Here is a 16,263-nt window from a genome sequence, read left to right as displayed (position 1 = left end):
GGGCGACTACCTGCCTGCGTGGCGGCGCTCCAGGGCGCGCGCCAGCATGGAAATGGGAAAGATGTAGAGGAAGAACGCCAGCAGCACGACGCCGTACACCGGCAGCAGCAGCTCGGTGCGCGCCTCGGCGGCCAGCACCTCGCGGGCCACGCTCAAGCCCTCGCTGACGCCCACCAGGCTGCCCAGCGCAGTGGACATGGTGACGACGCAATACAGGCCCATCGCCGGCGGCAGCATCAGCCGCGTGGCCTGCGGCAGGATCACCCGCCACAGGCGCGCGGCGCGGCTGTAGCCCAGCGCCGTGGCGGCCTCCCACTGCGCCAGCGGCACGGCGCGCAGCCCGCCGCGGACGATCTCGGCGAAGTTGCCGGTGGCCGGCAGCGTCAGGGCCAGCACCGCCTTGAGCCAGGCCGGAAACGGCCAGCCGTTGCCGACCGGCAGCTCGTAGGGCAGCGACTGCATGACGAAGAACATCACCACCAACCACGGCGCGTTGCGCAGCAGTTGCGTGAGCCAGCTCGCCGGGCGGCTGACGGCCGCCGACGGTGCCAGCTGGGCCGCGCCCAGCAGCGTACCGAGCACGCAGGCCAGCGCCATGGCCAGCGCGCCCATGCCGAGGTTGACGAGCAGCCCGCGGCCCATCAGCGGCAGCCAGGGCAGCAGCGTGTCGATGACGTTCACAGACCCACCCCCGGCAGCTTGAGGCGGCGCTCCAGGCGCGACAGGCCCGCGACCAGCAGCGCCATGAGGCCCAGGTAGGTCAGCAGCACCAGCAGCATCATCTCCAGCACGTTGTTGCGGTCACTCCAGATCTCCTGCGCGCTGTAGAGCACCTCGGGCACCGCCACGGCATAGGCGATGGACGTGCCTTTGATCAGCTGCACCAGGTTGTTGCCCAGCGCCGGCAGGCTGGCGCGCAGGGCCAGCGGCAGCTCGACGTGGCGCAGCCGGCCCCAGCGCCCATAGCCCAGCGCCAGCGCGGCCTCGCGGGTGGCCTGCGGCACGGCATGGAAGCCGGCGCGAAAGACCTCGACGGCGAACGCACCGTAGTGCAGGCTGATGCACAGCGCCGCGAGCGGGAAGGCATCGGCATACCAGGGCGGCACGGCACCGGGCTGGGCATGGCGCAGCAGCGAGCCGACGCCGAAATACAGGAAGTACAGCTGCGCCAGCGTCGGCGTGTTGCGCAGCAGCTCGACATAGCCCAGCACCAGCCAGCGCAGCGGGCGCGGGCCGCGCGTGGCCAATGCGCCGGCCAGGCCGATGACGCAGGAGACCGCCATGCACAGCAGCGCCAGGCGCAGCGTGGTGAGCACGCCGCCGAAGAACAGCCCGGCCGACCAGCCGTCGTAGAAGACGCTGAAGTTCCAGCCGCTGCGCTGGTAGAGCTGCGCGAAGGCGTCCGTCACCTGGTGCAGCACGCGCGGCACGCCCTGGTCGTCGAGCCCGCCGCGCGGCGCATCCGGCGCCTGCAGCACCGGCTTGTGCGGCAGGCCGTAGCGCGACTCCAGGCGCTCCAGCAGCCCTTCGCTGCGCCAGCGCCGCGCATAGCCGTCCAGCAGCGCGCGCAGCTCGGGGTCGCCGTGGGCGATCGCCATGCTCCAGGGCGCCTCGAAGATGGGCGGCAGCACGATGGCGAAGTCCGACCACTGCGCCGAATCATTCAGGCGCAGCCGGGCCACGGCCTCGTCCATCACCTGGCCCACGCAGCGGCCGTCGCGCATCGCCTGGGCGCTCTCGGTGAGGCCGGCGAAGGCCAGGATGCGCACGCCGTAGCGCTCGGCGACAGCCTGGTTGTAGGTCGAGCCGTGGCTGCTGCACACCGCCTGCCCGCGCAGGGTGTCCCAGCTGGCCGGCGGGTTGTCGCGGCGGGCGAGCAGCACGGCGCCGGAGCTGTAGAAGTTGGGCGTGACGAAATCCACCAGGCGCCGGCGCTCGGCGGTCACGCTGAAGCCGGTGATGATCAGGTCGCACTTGCCCTGGTCGAGGAACACCACGCGGTTGGCGCCACTGGTGGGAATGGTGTCCCGCCGCAGCGGCTGGCCGAGTTCGAGCGACAGGCGCTGGCGGATGTCCTCCGCCAGGTCGATGTTGAAGCCGCGCGCCTCACCGCTGGGGCTGAGGTACGCGAACGGCCGGTTCTCGACGTTGGTGCAGACGTTGAGCACGCCCTTGGCGGCGATGCGCTGCAGCACCGGCCCGGCCTGGGCGCCGAAGCTCAGGGCCAGCGCGAGGGCGCCAGCCAGGCCGAGCGCCCAGCCTTTCACCATTGGTAGCTGGCCTTGGCGTAGTAGAAGGCGCCATTGATGCCGAACGGCGAGTAGGAGATGTACCTGACGTTCTGGTCACCCGGGTTGTTCAGCGCGTTGCGCTTGTCCGGGTAGACGTCGGCGATGTTGTCGCTGCCGACGGTGAACTCCCAGTTCTCGCCGCGGTAGCTGGCCGACAGGTCGAGCACCCACTTGGCGCGGTAGGTCTGGTCCAGCGTGGGCCCGGAGTTGCTGATGGCGACGAACTTGCCGTAGCGCACGAGGTTGCCGTGCACGCCCCAGGGGCCGAGGCCGTAGTCGGTGGCCAGCGACAGCTTGCTGCGCGGCGTGCTGTCGGTGAGCACGCCGTACTGGTCGCGGCGGTCGATGCGCAGCAGCGTCAGGCCGTTCTGGCTGAGCACCGCCGGGTTGGGCTTCACATCGGTCACACGGGTGCGGGCATACGAGTAGCCCAGCGAGTTGCTCATGCGGCCGCCATGCTCGAAGCGATAGCGGTACTGGACCACCGCATCGACGCCGGTCGTCGTCGTGTCCACGGCATTGGTGAAGTAGCGGATCGACTGGTACAGGCCCCTGGGGATGCCGTTGGCCACCAGGTAGTTCTGCGCCGCGGTGTTCTGCACGTCCAGCGTGCTGGACAGCGTGATGCGGTCATCGATGGTGATGCGGTAGGCGTCGATGGTGGCGCTGAGCGCCTGGGTGGGCTGCAGCACCAGGCCGGCGCTGATGTTCTGCGACTTCTCGGCCTTCAGGTCCTCGGCGCCGAACAGGCGTGCGACCGGGTCGTTCACGGGCGCGGTGCGCTGGTCCTGGAAGGCGTTGATGGTCGTGTTGAGCGCACTGGACGTCGCCGCATAGTGCTGCTGCGCCAGCGCCGGCGCGCGAAAGCCCGTGGAGACGCTGCCGCGCACGGCCACCTGCGGCGTGAAGTCGTAGCGCGTGGACGCGGAGCCGGTGGTGGCGCCGCCGAAGTCGCTGTAGCGGTCATGGCGCACGGCCAGCGAAGCTCGCCACGCCTTGGTGAAGTTGGTCTCCAGGTCCAGGTACACGCCCACCAGGTCGCGCTGGAAGTTGCCGGTGTCGCCCGGCTTGAAGCCGGAGAAACCCTCCACGCCCGTGCCGTAGTAGGAGGCCGCTTCGCCAGCGCTCTCCTGGTAGGTCTGGTGCTGGACCTCCACGCCCGTCGCCACCGAGACCGGGTTGGCCAGCCCGGGCACGGCCAGCGAGTTGCTCAGGCCGAACTGGTACACCGCCAGGCTGCTCTTGAGCGTGCCGTCGTCGAAGTCCTTCTGCCGGCTGCCGGTGTCGCGGAACAGGTAGCGGTTGAGCGAATCACGCGTCGAGAAGTCGATCACGTTCTGGCCGTAGTCGAGGCTGGCGTCCCATTTCCAGCCGGCCGCCAGGCTGCCCTTGAGGCCCAGCACGAACGCGCGGTCCTCGCTCTGCGCGTTCAGCCGCGGCCGGTAGCCGTCGGGATAGGCCTGCGCGTCGTAGGTGGAGGCGCGGCCGTTGCGGAAGGCGTCCCAGGTGTCGCCCTCGGCGCGGTTGTACGACACGAAGCCGTAGGCGCTCAGGCTGTCGCTGAACGCATAGTCGCCGTTCAATTGCAGCTTGACGTTCTTCACGTCGGGGTCGCCCAGCCGGTAGGTGGTCGTGCCATAGCCCGGTGCACCGACGTTGCGCAGGTCCAGGCCCGCGCGGTTGGTGAAGTCGTTGGCGTTGGCTTCGAAGCTCGCGTGCAGCTTGCCGCGGCCGAGGAAGGAGAAGCCGGCGTCGCCGTCGATGTGGCGGCGGATGCCGTCTCCCTCGTTGGACTGCCCCAGGCTGGCCGTGAGCTGCCCGCCGGCCGCCTCGTTCTTCAGGATGATGTTGATCACGCCGGCGATGGCGTCCGACCCGTAACGCGCCGACGCGCCGTCGCTGAGCACCTCGACGTGGTCGATGGCGGAGATGGGGATGGTGTTCAGGTCCACCGGCGCCGAGCCCCGGCCCTGGGTGACGTTGGTGTTGAGGAAGGCGCTGGTGTGGCGGCGCTTGCCGTTGACCAGCACGAGCACCTGGTCCGGCCCGAGGCCGCGCATCTGTGCCGGGCGGATGATGCCGGTGAAACCGGAACTCGCCGGGCGCGGGAAGTTCAGCGAGGGCACGAGGCGCGACAGCGACTCGCCCAGTTCGCTGCTGCCGCTCTGCTCCAGGTCCTTGGCGGAGATCACCTTGATCGGCTGCAGCGACTCCGCCGCAGTGCGGTTCTCGGCCCGGGTGCCGGTGACGACGACGGTGCTGATCGTCTCGGGGGCGTCGGCGGCCCAGGCGCCACCGGCGCCACTGATGCTGAGGAGGGCGAGCGCGAGACGCTGCATCGCGAATCTATTGCCTGGCTGCATTTTCAATACCTTGTTTTGGGGCTGGAACCCTTCACCGGCGAGTGCCGATTGGAAACCGACGTCGATTCAGTGCGGGAGCGCGCAGGAGCCAGCCGATCTTGAATTACCGGGCCTGCTGCAAAATGAAGGCGGCCCGGGACGAGAAAGGTAATTCCAATCTCCACCGGAGGAAACTGACTTTTTGACGGTCAGCCCTCACCTTTTCTCCGTAAGTAGATTTCGGCATTTGCATGTACCCTGAACACATATCGCAAACCGCGCGCTGGGGACGCGCGCCGAGCGGTTGCCATGTACCTTCACCGCAGGCCCGTTTGAACTGCGGTCTCGCCCGGCCGCGCGGTGCCCGGCGATCCACGACCGCCAGGCCTGCCATGGTGCGCAGGGCAGCCCCACGCCACCCGGGCCAGGGAATCCGTATCCTTGGGCAGCGGCGCGCGTGTGGCATGCCGCTGCAGCGCCATCGAGGGAGGGTGCAACGCTCATGAACCTGCGCCAGATGGAAGTCTTCCGGGCCATCATGCTCACCGGCAGCATCACCGGCGCCGCCGAACTGCTGCACATCTCCCAGTCGGCGGTGAGCAAGATGCTCAGCTACACCCAGCAGCGCACGGGGCTGAAGCTCTTCCAGCTGGCCAAGGGAAGGCTGGTGCCTACCAATGCGGCGAAGCAGCTGTACGCGGAAGTCGAACACCTGTGGCGCAGCGTCGAGAAGGTGCACGCGCTGTCGAAGGAGCTGGCCGACCCGAGCAAGGGCAACCTGTACGTCGCCGCTTCGCCGAGCCTGGGCATGACCGTCGTGCCCCTGAGCGTCGCCGACACCATCAAGAAGGCGCCGGACCTGCGGGTCAAGGTGATCCTGCCACTGCCCAACCAGCTGACCGACGTGGTCGCCGACAAGATCGTCGACATCGGCATCAGCACCTTCGAGATCAATCACCCGAGCATCGAAGTCCACGCCCGCTTCACCTGCCCCCTGGTGTGCATCATGGCCCCCGGGCATCCGCTGGCGGTGCTCGACCGGATCCATCCTCGCGACCTCGTCGGCCACCGGCTGATCTCGGTTCCTTTCCAGGAGTTGTATGGTCTGAATGAGGAAAAGGTCTACGGCGATGTATTGGAAGACCTGGACAAAGGCGTGGAGGTGCGCTCCGGCCTGATCGCCAGTCTGTTCTGCCGCGCCACCGGCGAAGTCGCGGTGGTGGACGCCATCGCAATTTCCGACGGCCTGATTCCGGAATTGGAAATCCGCCCGCTAGTCACCAGCGAGAGTATCAATATCAACGTGGCCTACAACCGCCACAAACCCCCTTCGCCGCAGGCAACGCTGTTCCAGGAAATGCTCATGCACCGTCTGCGGCAATCCTGCGATACGTGATTCCAAGCGCAAGCGGGCGAGGATGAATACGCGAGGAAGCCGCGTTGCGATGGGCGTGACGAGCTGGCCCCCCCGGCACTGGCCAGCGGCGGCAGCACCCGCCGGGCCGGCCGTTCAGCGCCCGGGCGGGGTGGCGCGCGGGATGGCATAGGTGCCGGTCGCATGCGCCACCGGCTCGTCCACCCCTTCGGAGTGGATCCAGACCTCGCCCACGGCCAGGCTCCGGCCCAGCTTCATCAGCTTGCAGCGGCCCAGGATGCGCCGGTCGGCGCGGGGCTTGCGCAGGAAGTTGATGGACAGGCTGGTGGTCACCGTCAGCGGTACCAGGCCGATGCGGGCCAGGATGGCCACGTAGAGCGCCACGTCGGCCACGGTCATCATCACCGGGCCGGACACGGTGCCGCCGGGGCGCAGCTCGTCCGCGGTGATCTCGTGGGCGACGACGATCTCGTCCGCGGCGATGGCCTGCACCGTCACCCGCGTCTGCGGGAACTCGGCCTTCAGGAAGGCCGCCATCTCGTCAAGCGTCACAGTGTTCATGCGGGGCTCTGCGTCAATCGATGGGCGTGAGCTTGGCCACCGACAGCGCCAGCCACTTGGTGCCATGGCGGCCGAAGTTGACCTGGGCGCGGGCGTCCGTGCCGCTGCCTTCCAGCGTCAGCAGCACGCCTTCGCCGAACTTGTTGTGGAACACGCCCTTGCCCACGCGCAGGCCGCCGTGTTCGTTGGAGACCTTCTGCTTCATCGCCGCCGGCACGGGCGGCTCCACCCAGGCCGCCTTCTCCACGCGGCCCGCGCCCACCATGCCCTTCAGGCCCGAGCCGCGCTGCCAGGCCTGCTGGTACTCACGGGCGAAGCCGGAGCCGAAGCCCTGGTTGCGCGGCGTCAGCCACTTTAGCGAGGCCTCCGGCAGCTCGTCGAAGAAGCGGCTCTTGATGTGGTACCGCGTCTGGCCGTGCAGCATGCGCGTCTGGCAGAAGCTCAAGGACAGCTTCTGGCGCGCCCGCGTGATGGCCACGTACATCAGCCGGCGCTCTTCCTCCAGGCCGTCGTGGTCGGACATGGCGTTCTCGTGCGGGAACAGCCCTTCCTCCAGCCCGGTGATGAACACGGCGTCGAACTCCAGGCCCTTGGCCGAATGCACGGTCATCAGCTGCACCGCGTCCTGCCCGGCCTGGGCCTGGTTGTCGCCGGCTTCCAGCGAGGCGTGCGTCAGGAAGGCGACCAGCGGCGACATGATCTCGCCAGTCTCCGCATCAGGCACGGCGCCCGGCGTGCCGCCAGCCTGCAGGTCGGGCGCCGCTTCATCGCCCGGCAGGCCCACGGCGTTCTTGCCAAAGCCCTCCTGCATGACGAAGGCCTCGGCCGCATTGACCAGTTCGTCCAGGTTCTCCAGCCGTTCGGCGCCGTCCTTGTCGGTGCGGTAGAAATCCGCCAGGCCCGAGCTGTCCAGCACCTGCTCGATGATTTCGCGCAGCGTCATGCCCTGCGTGAGGTGGCGTGTGGAATCGATGAGATTGGTGAACGCCTGCAGGTTGGCACCGCCCTTGCCGGTGATGGCGCCCACGCTCTGGTACAGGCTGCGGCCACTCGCCCGCGCAGCGTCCTGCAGGTTCTCCAGCGTCTTGGCACCGATGCCGCGGGTCGGGAAGTTGACGACGCGCAGGAAGCTGGTGTCGTCGCTCGGGTTCTCCAGCAGCCGCAGGTAGGCCAGCGCGTGCTTCACCTCGGCGCGCTCGAAGAAGCGCAGGCCGCCGTAGACGCGGTACGGGATGCCCGAGTTGAACAGCGCCGACTCGATGACGCGCGACTGCGCATTGCTGCGGTACAGGATGGCGATCTCCTGCCGGTCCAGCCCGCTGCGGTGCAGGCCCTGGATTTCCTCGATCAGCCACTGCGCCTCGGCGAAGTCGCTGGGGGCCTCGTGCACGCGGATGGGGTCGCCCTGGCCGGCGTCGGTGCGCAGCGTCTTGCCCAGGCGCTGCGCGTTGCGGCTGATCAGTTCGTTGGCCGCGTCCAGGATGTGGCCGAAGCTGCGGTAGTTCTGCTCCAGCTTGATGACCTTCTTGACGCGGTACTCGCGCTCGAAGTCGGCCATGTTGCCCACGCGCGCGCCACGGAAGGCGTAGATGCTCTGGTCGTCGTCGCCCACGGCCAGCAGGCTCTGGCCGGTGCCGGCACCGGGCGGGGCGAACATCTTCAGCCACGCGTACTGCAGCTTGTTCGTGTCCTGGAACTCGTCGACCAGGATGTGGCGGAAGCGCTGCTGGTAATGCTCGCGCACGGCCGCGTTGTCGCGCAGCAGCTCGTAGGAGCGCAGCATCAGTTCGGCGAAATCCACCACGCCCTCGCGTTGGCACTGGTCGTCGTAGTTGGCGTAGATCTCGACGAGCTTTCTCGTCTGCTCGTCGCGCGCCTCCACGTCGCCGGGGCGCTGCGCTTCTTCCTTGCAGCCGGCGATGAACCAGCCGACCTGCTTGGGCACGAAACGCTCCTCGTCCAGCTTCATCGCCTTGATGACGCGCTTGACGGCCGACGTGGTGTCGCTCGCGTCCAGGATCTGGAAGGCCTGCGGCAGGTTGGCCAGCTTCCAGTGCGCGCGCAGGAAGCGGTTGCACAGGCCGTGGAAGGTGCCTATCCACATGCCGCGCACGTTGAACGGCAGCAGGGTGGACAGGCGCGTCAGCATCTCCTTGGCCGCCTTGTTCGTGAACGTGACGGCCATGATGCCGCTGGGGCTGACCTGGCCCGTCTGCAGCAGCCAGGCGATGCGCGTCGTCAGCACCCGGGTCTTGCCCGAGCCGGCGCCGGCCAGGATCAGCGCGGGCGCGGGTTCCGCCGTCACGGCGGCGAGCTGCTCGGGGTTGAGGTTCTTGAGGAGGGGGCTGTGCAGGCTTGCAGCGTCTGGCGCGAGGGTCATCGCCGCATTTTACGGAGCCCCCTTTTCCGCCTGGCCCAAGGCTGGCAGCGGGCATCGACATGGTAAAAACCCTGATCCACCACCTGACTGCGCGTGTGCCTCCAGGCGCCCCAGTCGCACATCCCCGACGCGTTCCGTCGGGGTTTTTTCTTGGCCCAGGAGTCCCGACATGTTTCGAACCGCCCTCACCGTGGCCGCCGCCGCGGTCGCCCTCGCCACCCCGCTGGCGGCCCGCTCGCAGGACAAGCCGGATGGCCAGTGGCACGGCAATGCCAGCCTGGGCGGCACGCTGTCCAGCGGCAACAACGACAGCCTGACGCTGTCCCTCAACGCCAGCACCAGCCGCGCCACGACCGAAGACAAGATCAGCCTCTACGGCGTCGGTAACTATGGCCGCTCCAAGGTGAGCGGCGTGAAGACCACGACCGCCGACCTGCTGCGCCTGGGCGGCCGCTACGACTTCAACCTCAGCCAGGACTGGTTCTCGTTCGGCGCCGCCGAAGGCGAGACCGACAAGGCCGGCGCCGGCGTGCGCGACCGCTACAGCCTGAACGGCGGCGTCGGCTACCACGTGCTGCACAGCGACCGGCACACGGTCGACCTGTTCGCCGGTGCAGGCTACACCGACACCCACTTCACCGACGGCACGTCGGACAAGGGTGCGCAGGCCTTGTTGGGCGAGGAGTCCAAGCACAAGCTCAGCGACACGACGACGCTCAACCAGCGCCTGACCTACTACCCCAAGAGCGGCGACCTCGGCACCCGCGTGAACTTCGACGCCGGCCTGGCCACGCAGATCAGCGGCTCCTGGACGTTGAACGCGGGCCTGTCCAGCCGCTACAACAGCGAAGTACCCGCCGGCCTGAAAAAGACGGAGAACCTGCTGACCGTCGGCTTCGGCTACAAGTTCTGAGCGTGGCGCGACTGCGCCGGCCTCAGCGCCGGCGCGCCTTGCCGGCCCGCCCGGACTTGGACCACTCGTAGGCGTGGCCGTCGGGCGTGCGGCCGCCCTCCACCGCCGCGACGCCCGGCTGGCCGACGTGGTCGTCCAGCTCCGTGGAGATGCTGACGTGCCGGTGCCCCTGCCGGCGCCGATCCTCGGCCCAGGCCAATGCCTGCGTCAGTTCCTTGCTGCCGAAGGACCGGCAGGCCGGCTGGGGCGCCTCGCCCTCGTCTTGCGCTTCAAGCCAATACACCACGATGCCCAAGTGCGTCTCCCGCGCCCGTCGAAGCCGCAGCGTAGCGCGCCGCCGGACGATCGCATGATGGTTGCCAAAGGCAACCATCATGCGATGATGCCGCCATGAGCACCGCAGCCCAGGCGCAGGCCGTCCGCGCCTTCAACCGCTTCTACACGCGCCGCGTCGGCCTGCTCGCGCCCAGGCTCGCGGGTGGCGAGTTCACGCTGCCCGAGGCCCGCCTGCTGTGGGAGCTGGCCCACCACGCGCCGGTGACTGCGGCGGGTTTGAGCAAGAGCCTGCAGCTCGACGCAGGTTACCTGAGCCGGCTGCTGCGCGGGCTCAAGGCCCGCGGCCTGCTCGCCGAGCAGGGCCACCCCAGCGACGGCCGTCAGACCTTGCTCAGGCTCAGCCCCGCCGGCAAGCGCGCCTTCGCGCCGCTGGACCGGGCCAGCCAGGCCGACAGCGAAGCGCTGCTCGGCGCGCTGTCGGCCCCGCAGCGCGACGCGCTGGTCGGCGCCATGTCGCGCATGCAGGCCATGCTGGAGCCCGACACCGCGGGCGACGTGGTGCTGCGCCCACCGCTGCCCGGCGACTTGGGCTGGATCATCGAACGCCATGGCGCCGTCTACGCCGCCGAGCACGGGCTGGACACGCGCTTCGAGGCCCTGGTGGCGCGCATCTGCGCCGGCTTCGTCGAGCGCCTGCAGCCCGAGCGCGAGGCCTGCTGGATCGCCGCGCGCGGCACGGAGCGGCTGGGCAGCGTCATGCTCGTGCAGGCCCGCGACCCCGCCACCGGCCACGCGCGCCGCGGTGTGGCGCAGCTGCGCCTGCTGCTGCTGGAGCCGCATGCCCGCGGACTGGGCCTCGGCAAGCGGCTGGTGCGGCAGTGCGGCGACTTCGCCCGCGCGGCCGGCTACCGGCGCATCGTGCTCTGGACGCAGAGCGCGCTGACGGCGGCGCGCGCGATCTATGCGGCGGAGGGCTACCAGCTCGTCGGCAGCGAGACCGTGCGCGACTTCGGGCAGACGGTGTCGAGCGAGCGCTGGGAGATGCGGCTGTGAGCAGGCCCTGCGACTGCGGATCGGGCCAGGCCTACGACCGCTGCTGCGGCCCCCTGCACGCCGCCTTCGCCGCCGGCCAGGGCCTGACGGCCGGCACGCCCGAGACGCTGATGCGCTCGCGCTACGCCGCCTTCGTGCGGGACCTGCGCCCCTACCTGCTCGCCACCTGGCACGTCAGCACGCGGCCCGCGGCGCTGGAGGCGCCCGAACCCGGCCTGAAGTGGCTGGGCCTGGCCGTGAAGCGAGCCGCCCTGCAGGACGCCGACCACGGCACCGTCGAGTTCGTCGCGCGCAGCAGGCTGGGCGGCCGCGCGCACCGGCTGCACGAGGTGAGCCGCTTCGTGCGCGAGCACGGTGCATGGTTCTACGTGGACGGCGACCTCTCTTGACGCTGGCCATCCTGCATGCCGACGAGCACCTCGTCGCCATCGACAAGCCGCCCGGCCTGCTGGTGCACCGCACGCAGCTCGCGGCGCACGAGGACGAGGCCGCGCTGCAACGGCTGCGCGATCAGCTCGGCCAGCCCGTCTGGCCCGTGCACCGGCTGGACCGCGGCACGTCGGGCGTGCTGCTGTTCGCGCTGACGCCGCAGGTCGCATCGCTGCTGGGCACGATGTTCGAGCAGGGGCAGATGGACAAGCGCTACCTGGCACTCGTGCGGGGCTGGCCGGCCATGGATGAAGGCTGCATCGACCACCCGCTGGCACGCGACCCCGAGCAGCCTTCAGCCGGCCAGCCGATGCTGGCGGCCAGCACCCGCTGGCGCGTGCTGGCGCGGCTGGACTGGCAGCTGGTCACCGACCCGCGTTTCACGACGACACGCGTGGCGCTGCTGGAGGCCGAGCCGCTGCAGGGCCGCCGGCACCAAATCCGCCGCCACCTGAAGCACATCGCCCATCCCATCCTGGGCGACGCGACGCACGGCAAGGGGCCGCTGAACCGCGCGGTGGCCGCCTTGCTCGGCACGCAGCGGCTGTGGCTGCATGCGCGCGAGCTGCGCTTCACGCACCCGGTCACGGGCGCGGCGCTGGTGCTGCAGGCGGCGCCGGGCGCGGGCTGGCCCTCGGGCGCCTGAGCGCCACCGCGCCGCTCAGCGCGGCGCCAGCACCCGCAGCTCCAGCCCCGACGCCTGGCCCTGCCAGCGGTAGAGCTTCTGCGTGGCGACCTGGAAGTCCTCGGCCTTCGCGCTGTGAATGGGTACGAAGGTCTGCGGGTTGCGGTCCATCAGCGGGAACCAGCTGCTCTGCACCTGCACCATGATGCGGTGGCCGCGGCGGAAGGTGTGGTTCACGTCCTGCAGCGCCACGTCCAGCGCCTCCACCTGGCCCGGCACCATGGCCTCGGCCTTCTCGAAGCCGTGGCGGAAGCGCCCGCGCAGCGGGTCGGCGCGCACCAGTTGCTGCATGCCACCCAGCTCGGGTTCGGGCGCCTCGACGTCTTCCGTGCGCGGGCGGCGCTTCTTCGGCTCCTGGCCTTCCTGCTGCAGGTCGGCGGGGTAGACGTCGATGAGCTTGACGACCCAGTCGGCATCGGTACCGGTGGTCGACGCAAACAGCCGCGCCGTGATCGGGCCGGCCACGGTCAGGTCTTCCTCCAGCACCTCGCTGCGGTAGGTCAGCACGTCGGGCCGCGTGGACGCGAAGCGCTGGTCGCCGACCATGAACTCCTGCGGCACGCCCAGCGTGGCGTAGCCGACGAAGGGCACGGGCTTGTTGGGGTCGCTGGTCCAGGCGTCGAACGCGGGCTGTGCCGCGTCGGGCGGCGTGAAGCTGAGCTTGCCGCCCGGCGCGAAGTACAGCGTGCGCGGCCTGGCCCCGGCCGGCGGCCAGGCGTCGTAGCGGCGCCAGACGTTGGTGCCGGTCTCGAACACCGTGGCCTTGGCGACTGCAGGCAGCTTGGCGCCGGGCTTGGCGTCGCGCAGATGCTGCTCGAAGAACGGGAACAGCACCTCCTTCTGGAACTGCTCGGACGTCGGCTGGTGGAATTGCACGCGGCCCAGGCTGCGGCCCGGCGAGCCGACCCAACCGCCATGCACCCATGGGCCCATGACGAGGTGGTTGGGCGTGGCGGGGCTCTGCCTGGCGATGGCGCGGAAGGTGGCCAGCGGGCCGGCGAGGTCTTCGGCGTCGTACCAGCCGCCGACCGTCAGCACCGCGGCCTTGATGTTCTTCAGGTGCGGCGTGATGGCGCGCGACCGCCAGAACTCGTCGTAGCTGTCGTGTTCGAGCTGGTCGTCGAAATAGGGGTTGGGCTTGCCGTCCTTCGCCAGCCGCGCGGCCATCGCGTCCAGGTTCTGGAACTGCAGGAAGAACTCGTAGCCGTCGCGCGTGCCGTAGTCGAACTCGGGCCACTGCCTGGGCGGCAGCACCGGCGTGACCTGCGGCTTGAAGCCGGTGTAGAAGCCGAAGTTGGCGGCCAGCATGAAGGCGCCGCCGTGAAAGCTGTCGTCGCCCATGTACAGGTCCGTCACCGGCGCCTGCGGCGACGCGGCCTTGATGGCCGGGTGCGAGTCGATGATGGACGCCGATGTGTAGAAACCCGGGTACGAGACGCCCCAGATGCCCACGCGGCCGTTGTTGCCCGGCACGCGGTCGATGAGCCATTGCACGGTGTCGTGCATGTCGCTGCTCTCGTCCACGTCGGCCGCCGTCTTCTTGACGGGCTTGTGCGGCGTCATCTCGATGAAACTGCCCTCGGACATGAAGCGGCCGCGCACGTCCTGGCAGACGAAGATGTAGCCCGCCTTCAGGAAGGCCTCGCTGGGCGCCAGGCGGCGCACGCCGTCACGGTCCACGCCGTAGGGGCCGCAGCTGTAGGGCGTGCGCGTCATCAGCACCGGGTAGGTCTTGCCGCCCTGGCCCGCGTCCTTGGGCACGTAGACCGCGGTGAAGAGCCTGCTGCCGTCGCGCACCGGGATGCGGTACTCGTACTTGGTGTAGTGCTCGCGCGGCTCGTACTTGGGCTTGCCGTCGGGCGCGTCCTCGGCGCGGGCGGGGGCGGGGGCGGGGGCGGCCAGGCTGGCGAGCGCCAGGGCACAGAGGCTGAGGGCAAGGCGCATCGGAGTTCTCATGTCAGGGCTTGTTGGGCGTTTGCGAGGCGGCCGGGTCCACGACCCGCAGTTGCACGCGCGAGGCCTGCGCGCCGCCGCGGTAGACGGTCTGCGTGGCGGTCTGGAAGTCTTCGGGCCTGGCGCTGCGGATGCGCACGAAGGTCTGCGGGTTGCGGTCGATCAACGGGAACCAGCTGCTCTGCACCTGGATCATCAGCCGGTGGCCACGGCGGAAGCTGTGGTTCAGGTCGGGGAGGTCGAACGCCAGCTTCTCGACCTGGCCCGGCACCAGCGCCTCGGGCTTGTCGAAGCCGTGGCGAAAGCGGGCGCGCAGCGGATCGCCGCGCACCAGCTGCTGGTAGCCGCCGAAGGCGGGCGTGGGCGGCGGCGTGTCGCTGGGCTTGTCGCGGCTGGGCGCCACGGGCTCGGGGCCGGCGTCCTGCGGCCAGACGTCAATGAGCTTGACGACGAAGTCGGCGTCGGTGCCGGTGGACGCGACGAACAGCTCGACGCTGACCGGGCCGGCCACGGTGAGGTCGTCCTCCAGCGGCTCGGTCTCGTAGACCAGCACGTCGGGCCGCGTGGCGGTGAAGCGCTGGTCGCCCACCATGTAGTCCTTGGGCATGCCCATGGCCGTGTAGGCGATGAAGGGCACGGGCTTGTTGGGGTCGCTCACGTAGCTGTCGAAGGCCGTCGCGCCGGCTGCTGGCGCCTCGCCGGCCAGCTTGCCGCCGGCCTGCAGGTAGAAGCTGCGCAGCTTGGCCTGCCGGGGCGGCCAGGCGTCGTAGCGGCGCCAGACATTGGTGCCGGTCTCGAACACCGTGGCTTCGGCCAGCTTCGCGTCGGCACCGCCACGCAGGTGCTGCTCGAAGAACGGCAGCAGCACGCTTTTCTGGAACCACTCGCTATGCCTGCCGTCGAAGCCGATCGCGCCGAGCTGCTGGCCCACGCCGCGCATCCAGCCGCCATGCACCCATGGGCCCATGACGAGGCTGTTGTTCGCGCCGGGGTTCTGTTGCTCGATGGCGTGGTAGACGGTCAGCGGGCCGGCGAGGTCCTCGGCGTCGTACCAGCCGCCCACCGTCAACACGGCCGCCTGGATGTTCTTCAGGTGCGGCAGCAGGCGGCGCTGGCGCCAGTAGTCGTCGAAGCTGTCGTGCTGCACGAGTTCGTCGAAGAACGGGTTGCTGGCAGGCGCATCCGGGTTGGCACCAGCGAAGCTCTGCGCGATGGCGTCGAGGTTGCCCAGCTTCAGGAAGTAGTTGTAGGCGTCGCGGTCGCGGTAGTCGAACGATGCGCCGCGCCGCGCATCGACGGTGGGCGTCTGCTGCGGCCGGTACCAGGTGTAGAAACCGTAGTTGTGGGCCAGCATCAGCGCGCCGCCGTGGTAGCCGTCGTCTCGCTGGTAGTAGTCGCCAATGGGCGCCTGCGGCGACGCGGCCTTGATGGCCGGATGCGAATCGATGATGGACGCCGCCGTGTAGAAGCCCGGGTAGGAAATACCCCACAGGCCGACACGCCCGTTGTGGCCGGACACATGCTCCATCAGCCACTGCACGCTGTCGTGCGTGTCGCTGCTCTCGTCGACATCATTCGGGCCGCGCTTGGCGGCCAGGTGCGGCGTCATCACACGCCACGTGCCTTCGGACATGTAGCGGCCGCGCACGTCCTGGCAGACGAAGATGTAGCCGGCCTTCAGGAAGGCCTCGCTGGGCGCCAGGCGGCGCACGCCGTCACGGTCCACGCCGTAGGGGCCGCAGCTGTAGGGTGTGCGCGTCATCAGCACCGGATAGGTCTTGCCGCCCTGCCCCGCGTCCTTGGGCACGTAGACCGCGGTGAAGAGCCTGCTGCCGTCGCGCACCGGAATGCGGTACTCGTACTTGGTGTAGTGCTCGCGCGGCTCGTAGCGCGGCGCCTTGGCCTCGTCCTCCTGGGCAAAGGAGGCCATGCTGGCCAAGGCGGGGAACAGCAGCAGTGAAGCGCGCAGGCGGAGCATCGGTCGTCGTCCGGCAAACCAAAGCGG

The 16,263-nt window shown here is 69.5% G+C and carries 13 protein-coding genes; 5 read left to right on the top strand and 8 right to left on the bottom strand.

All coding sequences use genetic code 11. The annotated features are described in order from the left end of the window. Positions 1 to 6 precede the first annotated feature (6 nt). Genes ACO07H_RS08275 through ACO07H_RS08265 form a run of 3 tightly spaced genes read right to left on the bottom strand, consistent with a single transcriptional unit; the run spans position 7 to position 4,630 of the window. The gene (locus ACO07H_RS08275; RefSeq protein ID WP_422012994.1) at positions 7 to 681 is read right to left on the bottom strand and encodes an amino acid ABC transporter permease; all 675 of its coding nucleotides are present in this window, start codon (positions 679 to 681) and stop codon (positions 7 to 9) included. Further along, positions 678 to 2,270, bottom strand: a complete 1,593-nt coding sequence (locus tag ACO07H_RS08270; RefSeq protein WP_422012992.1) for an ABC transporter substrate-binding protein/permease — start codon at positions 2,268 to 2,270, stop codon at positions 678 to 680. Before ACO07H_RS08270 ends, ACO07H_RS08275 begins: the two co-directional genes overlap by 4 nt. Further along, the gene (locus ACO07H_RS08265) at positions 2,264 to 4,630 is read right to left on the bottom strand and encodes a TonB-dependent receptor plug domain-containing protein (RefSeq protein ID WP_422012990.1); all 2,367 of its coding nucleotides are present in this window, start codon (positions 4,628 to 4,630) and stop codon (positions 2,264 to 2,266) included. The genes ACO07H_RS08270 and ACO07H_RS08265 overlap by 7 nt, the downstream gene beginning before the upstream one ends. A gap of 505 nt (positions 4,631 to 5,135) precedes the next feature. On the opposite strand from ACO07H_RS08265, the gene ACO07H_RS08260 reads away from it, so the two are divergent. Beyond that, positions 5,136 to 6,029, top strand: a complete 894-nt coding sequence (locus ACO07H_RS08260) for a LysR family transcriptional regulator (RefSeq protein ID WP_422012988.1) — start codon at positions 5,136 to 5,138, stop codon at positions 6,027 to 6,029. A gap of 114 nt (positions 6,030 to 6,143) precedes the next feature. Here ACO07H_RS08260 and ACO07H_RS08255 read toward each other — a convergent pair whose 3' ends face one another. Further along, the gene (locus tag ACO07H_RS08255; RefSeq protein WP_422012986.1) at positions 6,144 to 6,569 is read right to left on the bottom strand and encodes a PaaI family thioesterase; all 426 of its coding nucleotides are present in this window, start codon (positions 6,567 to 6,569) and stop codon (positions 6,144 to 6,146) included. Between the two features lie 13 nt (positions 6,570 to 6,582). After that, on the bottom strand, positions 6,583 to 8,949 hold the full coding sequence (locus tag ACO07H_RS08250; RefSeq protein WP_422012984.1) for a UvrD-helicase domain-containing protein: 2,367 nt from the start codon (positions 8,947 to 8,949) through the stop codon (positions 6,583 to 6,585). A 169-nt stretch (positions 8,950 to 9,118) separates the two neighbouring features. Here ACO07H_RS08250 and ACO07H_RS08245 point away from each other — a divergent pair, with 169 nt between their 5' ends. Next, positions 9,119 to 9,862 (top strand): DUF481 domain-containing protein, encoded by a 744-nt coding sequence (locus ACO07H_RS08245; protein ID WP_422012982.1) that lies wholly within the window; start codon positions 9,119 to 9,121, stop codon positions 9,860 to 9,862. A gap of 22 nt (positions 9,863 to 9,884) precedes the next feature. On the opposite strand, the gene ACO07H_RS08240 is transcribed toward ACO07H_RS08245, so the two are convergent. Then, on the bottom strand, positions 9,885 to 10,148 hold the full coding sequence (locus ACO07H_RS08240) for a hypothetical protein (protein ID WP_422018609.1): 264 nt from the start codon (positions 10,146 to 10,148) through the stop codon (positions 9,885 to 9,887). Between the two features lie 104 nt (positions 10,149 to 10,252). Between ACO07H_RS08240 and ACO07H_RS08235 the strand changes: the two genes are divergently transcribed. From ACO07H_RS08235 to ACO07H_RS08225, 3 genes are read left to right on the top strand one after another with little or no spacing between them, the layout of a single operon-like run. Then, positions 10,253 to 11,191, top strand: a complete 939-nt coding sequence (locus ACO07H_RS08235; RefSeq protein WP_422012980.1) for a bifunctional helix-turn-helix transcriptional regulator/GNAT family N-acetyltransferase — start codon at positions 10,253 to 10,255, stop codon at positions 11,189 to 11,191. Continuing rightward, on the top strand, positions 11,188 to 11,580 hold the full coding sequence (locus ACO07H_RS08230; RefSeq protein ID WP_422012978.1) for a YchJ family protein: 393 nt from the start codon (positions 11,188 to 11,190) through the stop codon (positions 11,578 to 11,580). Before ACO07H_RS08235 ends, ACO07H_RS08230 begins: the two co-directional genes overlap by 4 nt. After that, a complete protein-coding gene (locus ACO07H_RS08225) occupies positions 11,577 to 12,266 on the top strand; it encodes a pseudouridine synthase (RefSeq protein ID WP_422012976.1) in 690 nt (229 codons plus the stop codon). Before ACO07H_RS08230 ends, ACO07H_RS08225 begins: the two co-directional genes overlap by 4 nt. A gap of 15 nt (positions 12,267 to 12,281) precedes the next feature. On the opposite strand, the gene ACO07H_RS08220 is transcribed toward ACO07H_RS08225, so the two are convergent. Together ACO07H_RS08220 and ACO07H_RS08215 are read right to left on the bottom strand one after the other, a co-directional pair. After that, positions 12,282 to 14,249, bottom strand: a complete 1,968-nt coding sequence (locus ACO07H_RS08220; RefSeq protein ID WP_422012974.1) for a CocE/NonD family hydrolase — start codon at positions 14,247 to 14,249, stop codon at positions 12,282 to 12,284. Between the two features lie 13 nt (positions 14,250 to 14,262). Then, entirely contained in the window at positions 14,263 to 16,236 is a 1,974-nt protein-coding gene (locus ACO07H_RS08215; protein ID WP_422012972.1) for a CocE/NonD family hydrolase, read from the bottom strand. Positions 16,237 to 16,263 lie beyond the last annotated feature (27 nt).

The organism is Roseateles sp. (assembly GCF_965229315.1).
Classification (GTDB): Bacteria; Pseudomonadota; Gammaproteobacteria; order Burkholderiales; family Burkholderiaceae_C; genus Pelomonas.
This window is presented reverse-complemented; position numbering and strand designations above follow the sequence as displayed.

Coding starts and splice junctions, on each gene's coding strand:
- ACO07H_RS08270 (WP_422012992.1), bottom strand. CDS start 2,270: ATGGTGAAAGGCTGGGCGCTCGGCCTGGCTGGCGCCCTCGCGCTGGCC.
- ACO07H_RS08265 (WP_422012990.1), bottom strand. CDS start 4,630: ATGCAGCGTCTCGCGCTCGCCCTCCTCAGCATCAGTGGCGCCGGTGGC.
- ACO07H_RS08260 (WP_422012988.1), top strand. CDS start 5,136: ATGAACCTGCGCCAGATGGAAGTCTTCCGGGCCATCATGCTCACCGGC.
- ACO07H_RS08255 (WP_422012986.1), bottom strand. CDS start 6,569: ATGAACACTGTGACGCTTGACGAGATGGCGGCCTTCCTGAAGGCCGAG.
- ACO07H_RS08250 (WP_422012984.1), bottom strand. CDS start 8,949: ATGACCCTCGCGCCAGACGCTGCAAGCCTGCACAGCCCCCTCCTCAAG.
- ACO07H_RS08245 (WP_422012982.1), top strand. CDS start 9,119: ATGTTTCGAACCGCCCTCACCGTGGCCGCCGCCGCGGTCGCCCTCGCC.
- ACO07H_RS08235 (WP_422012980.1), top strand. CDS start 10,253: ATGAGCACCGCAGCCCAGGCGCAGGCCGTCCGCGCCTTCAACCGCTTC.
- ACO07H_RS08220 (WP_422012974.1), bottom strand. CDS start 14,249: ATGCGCCTTGCCCTCAGCCTCTGTGCCCTGGCGCTCGCCAGCCTGGCC.
- ACO07H_RS08215 (WP_422012972.1), bottom strand. CDS start 16,236: ATGCTCCGCCTGCGCGCTTCACTGCTGCTGTTCCCCGCCTTGGCCAGC.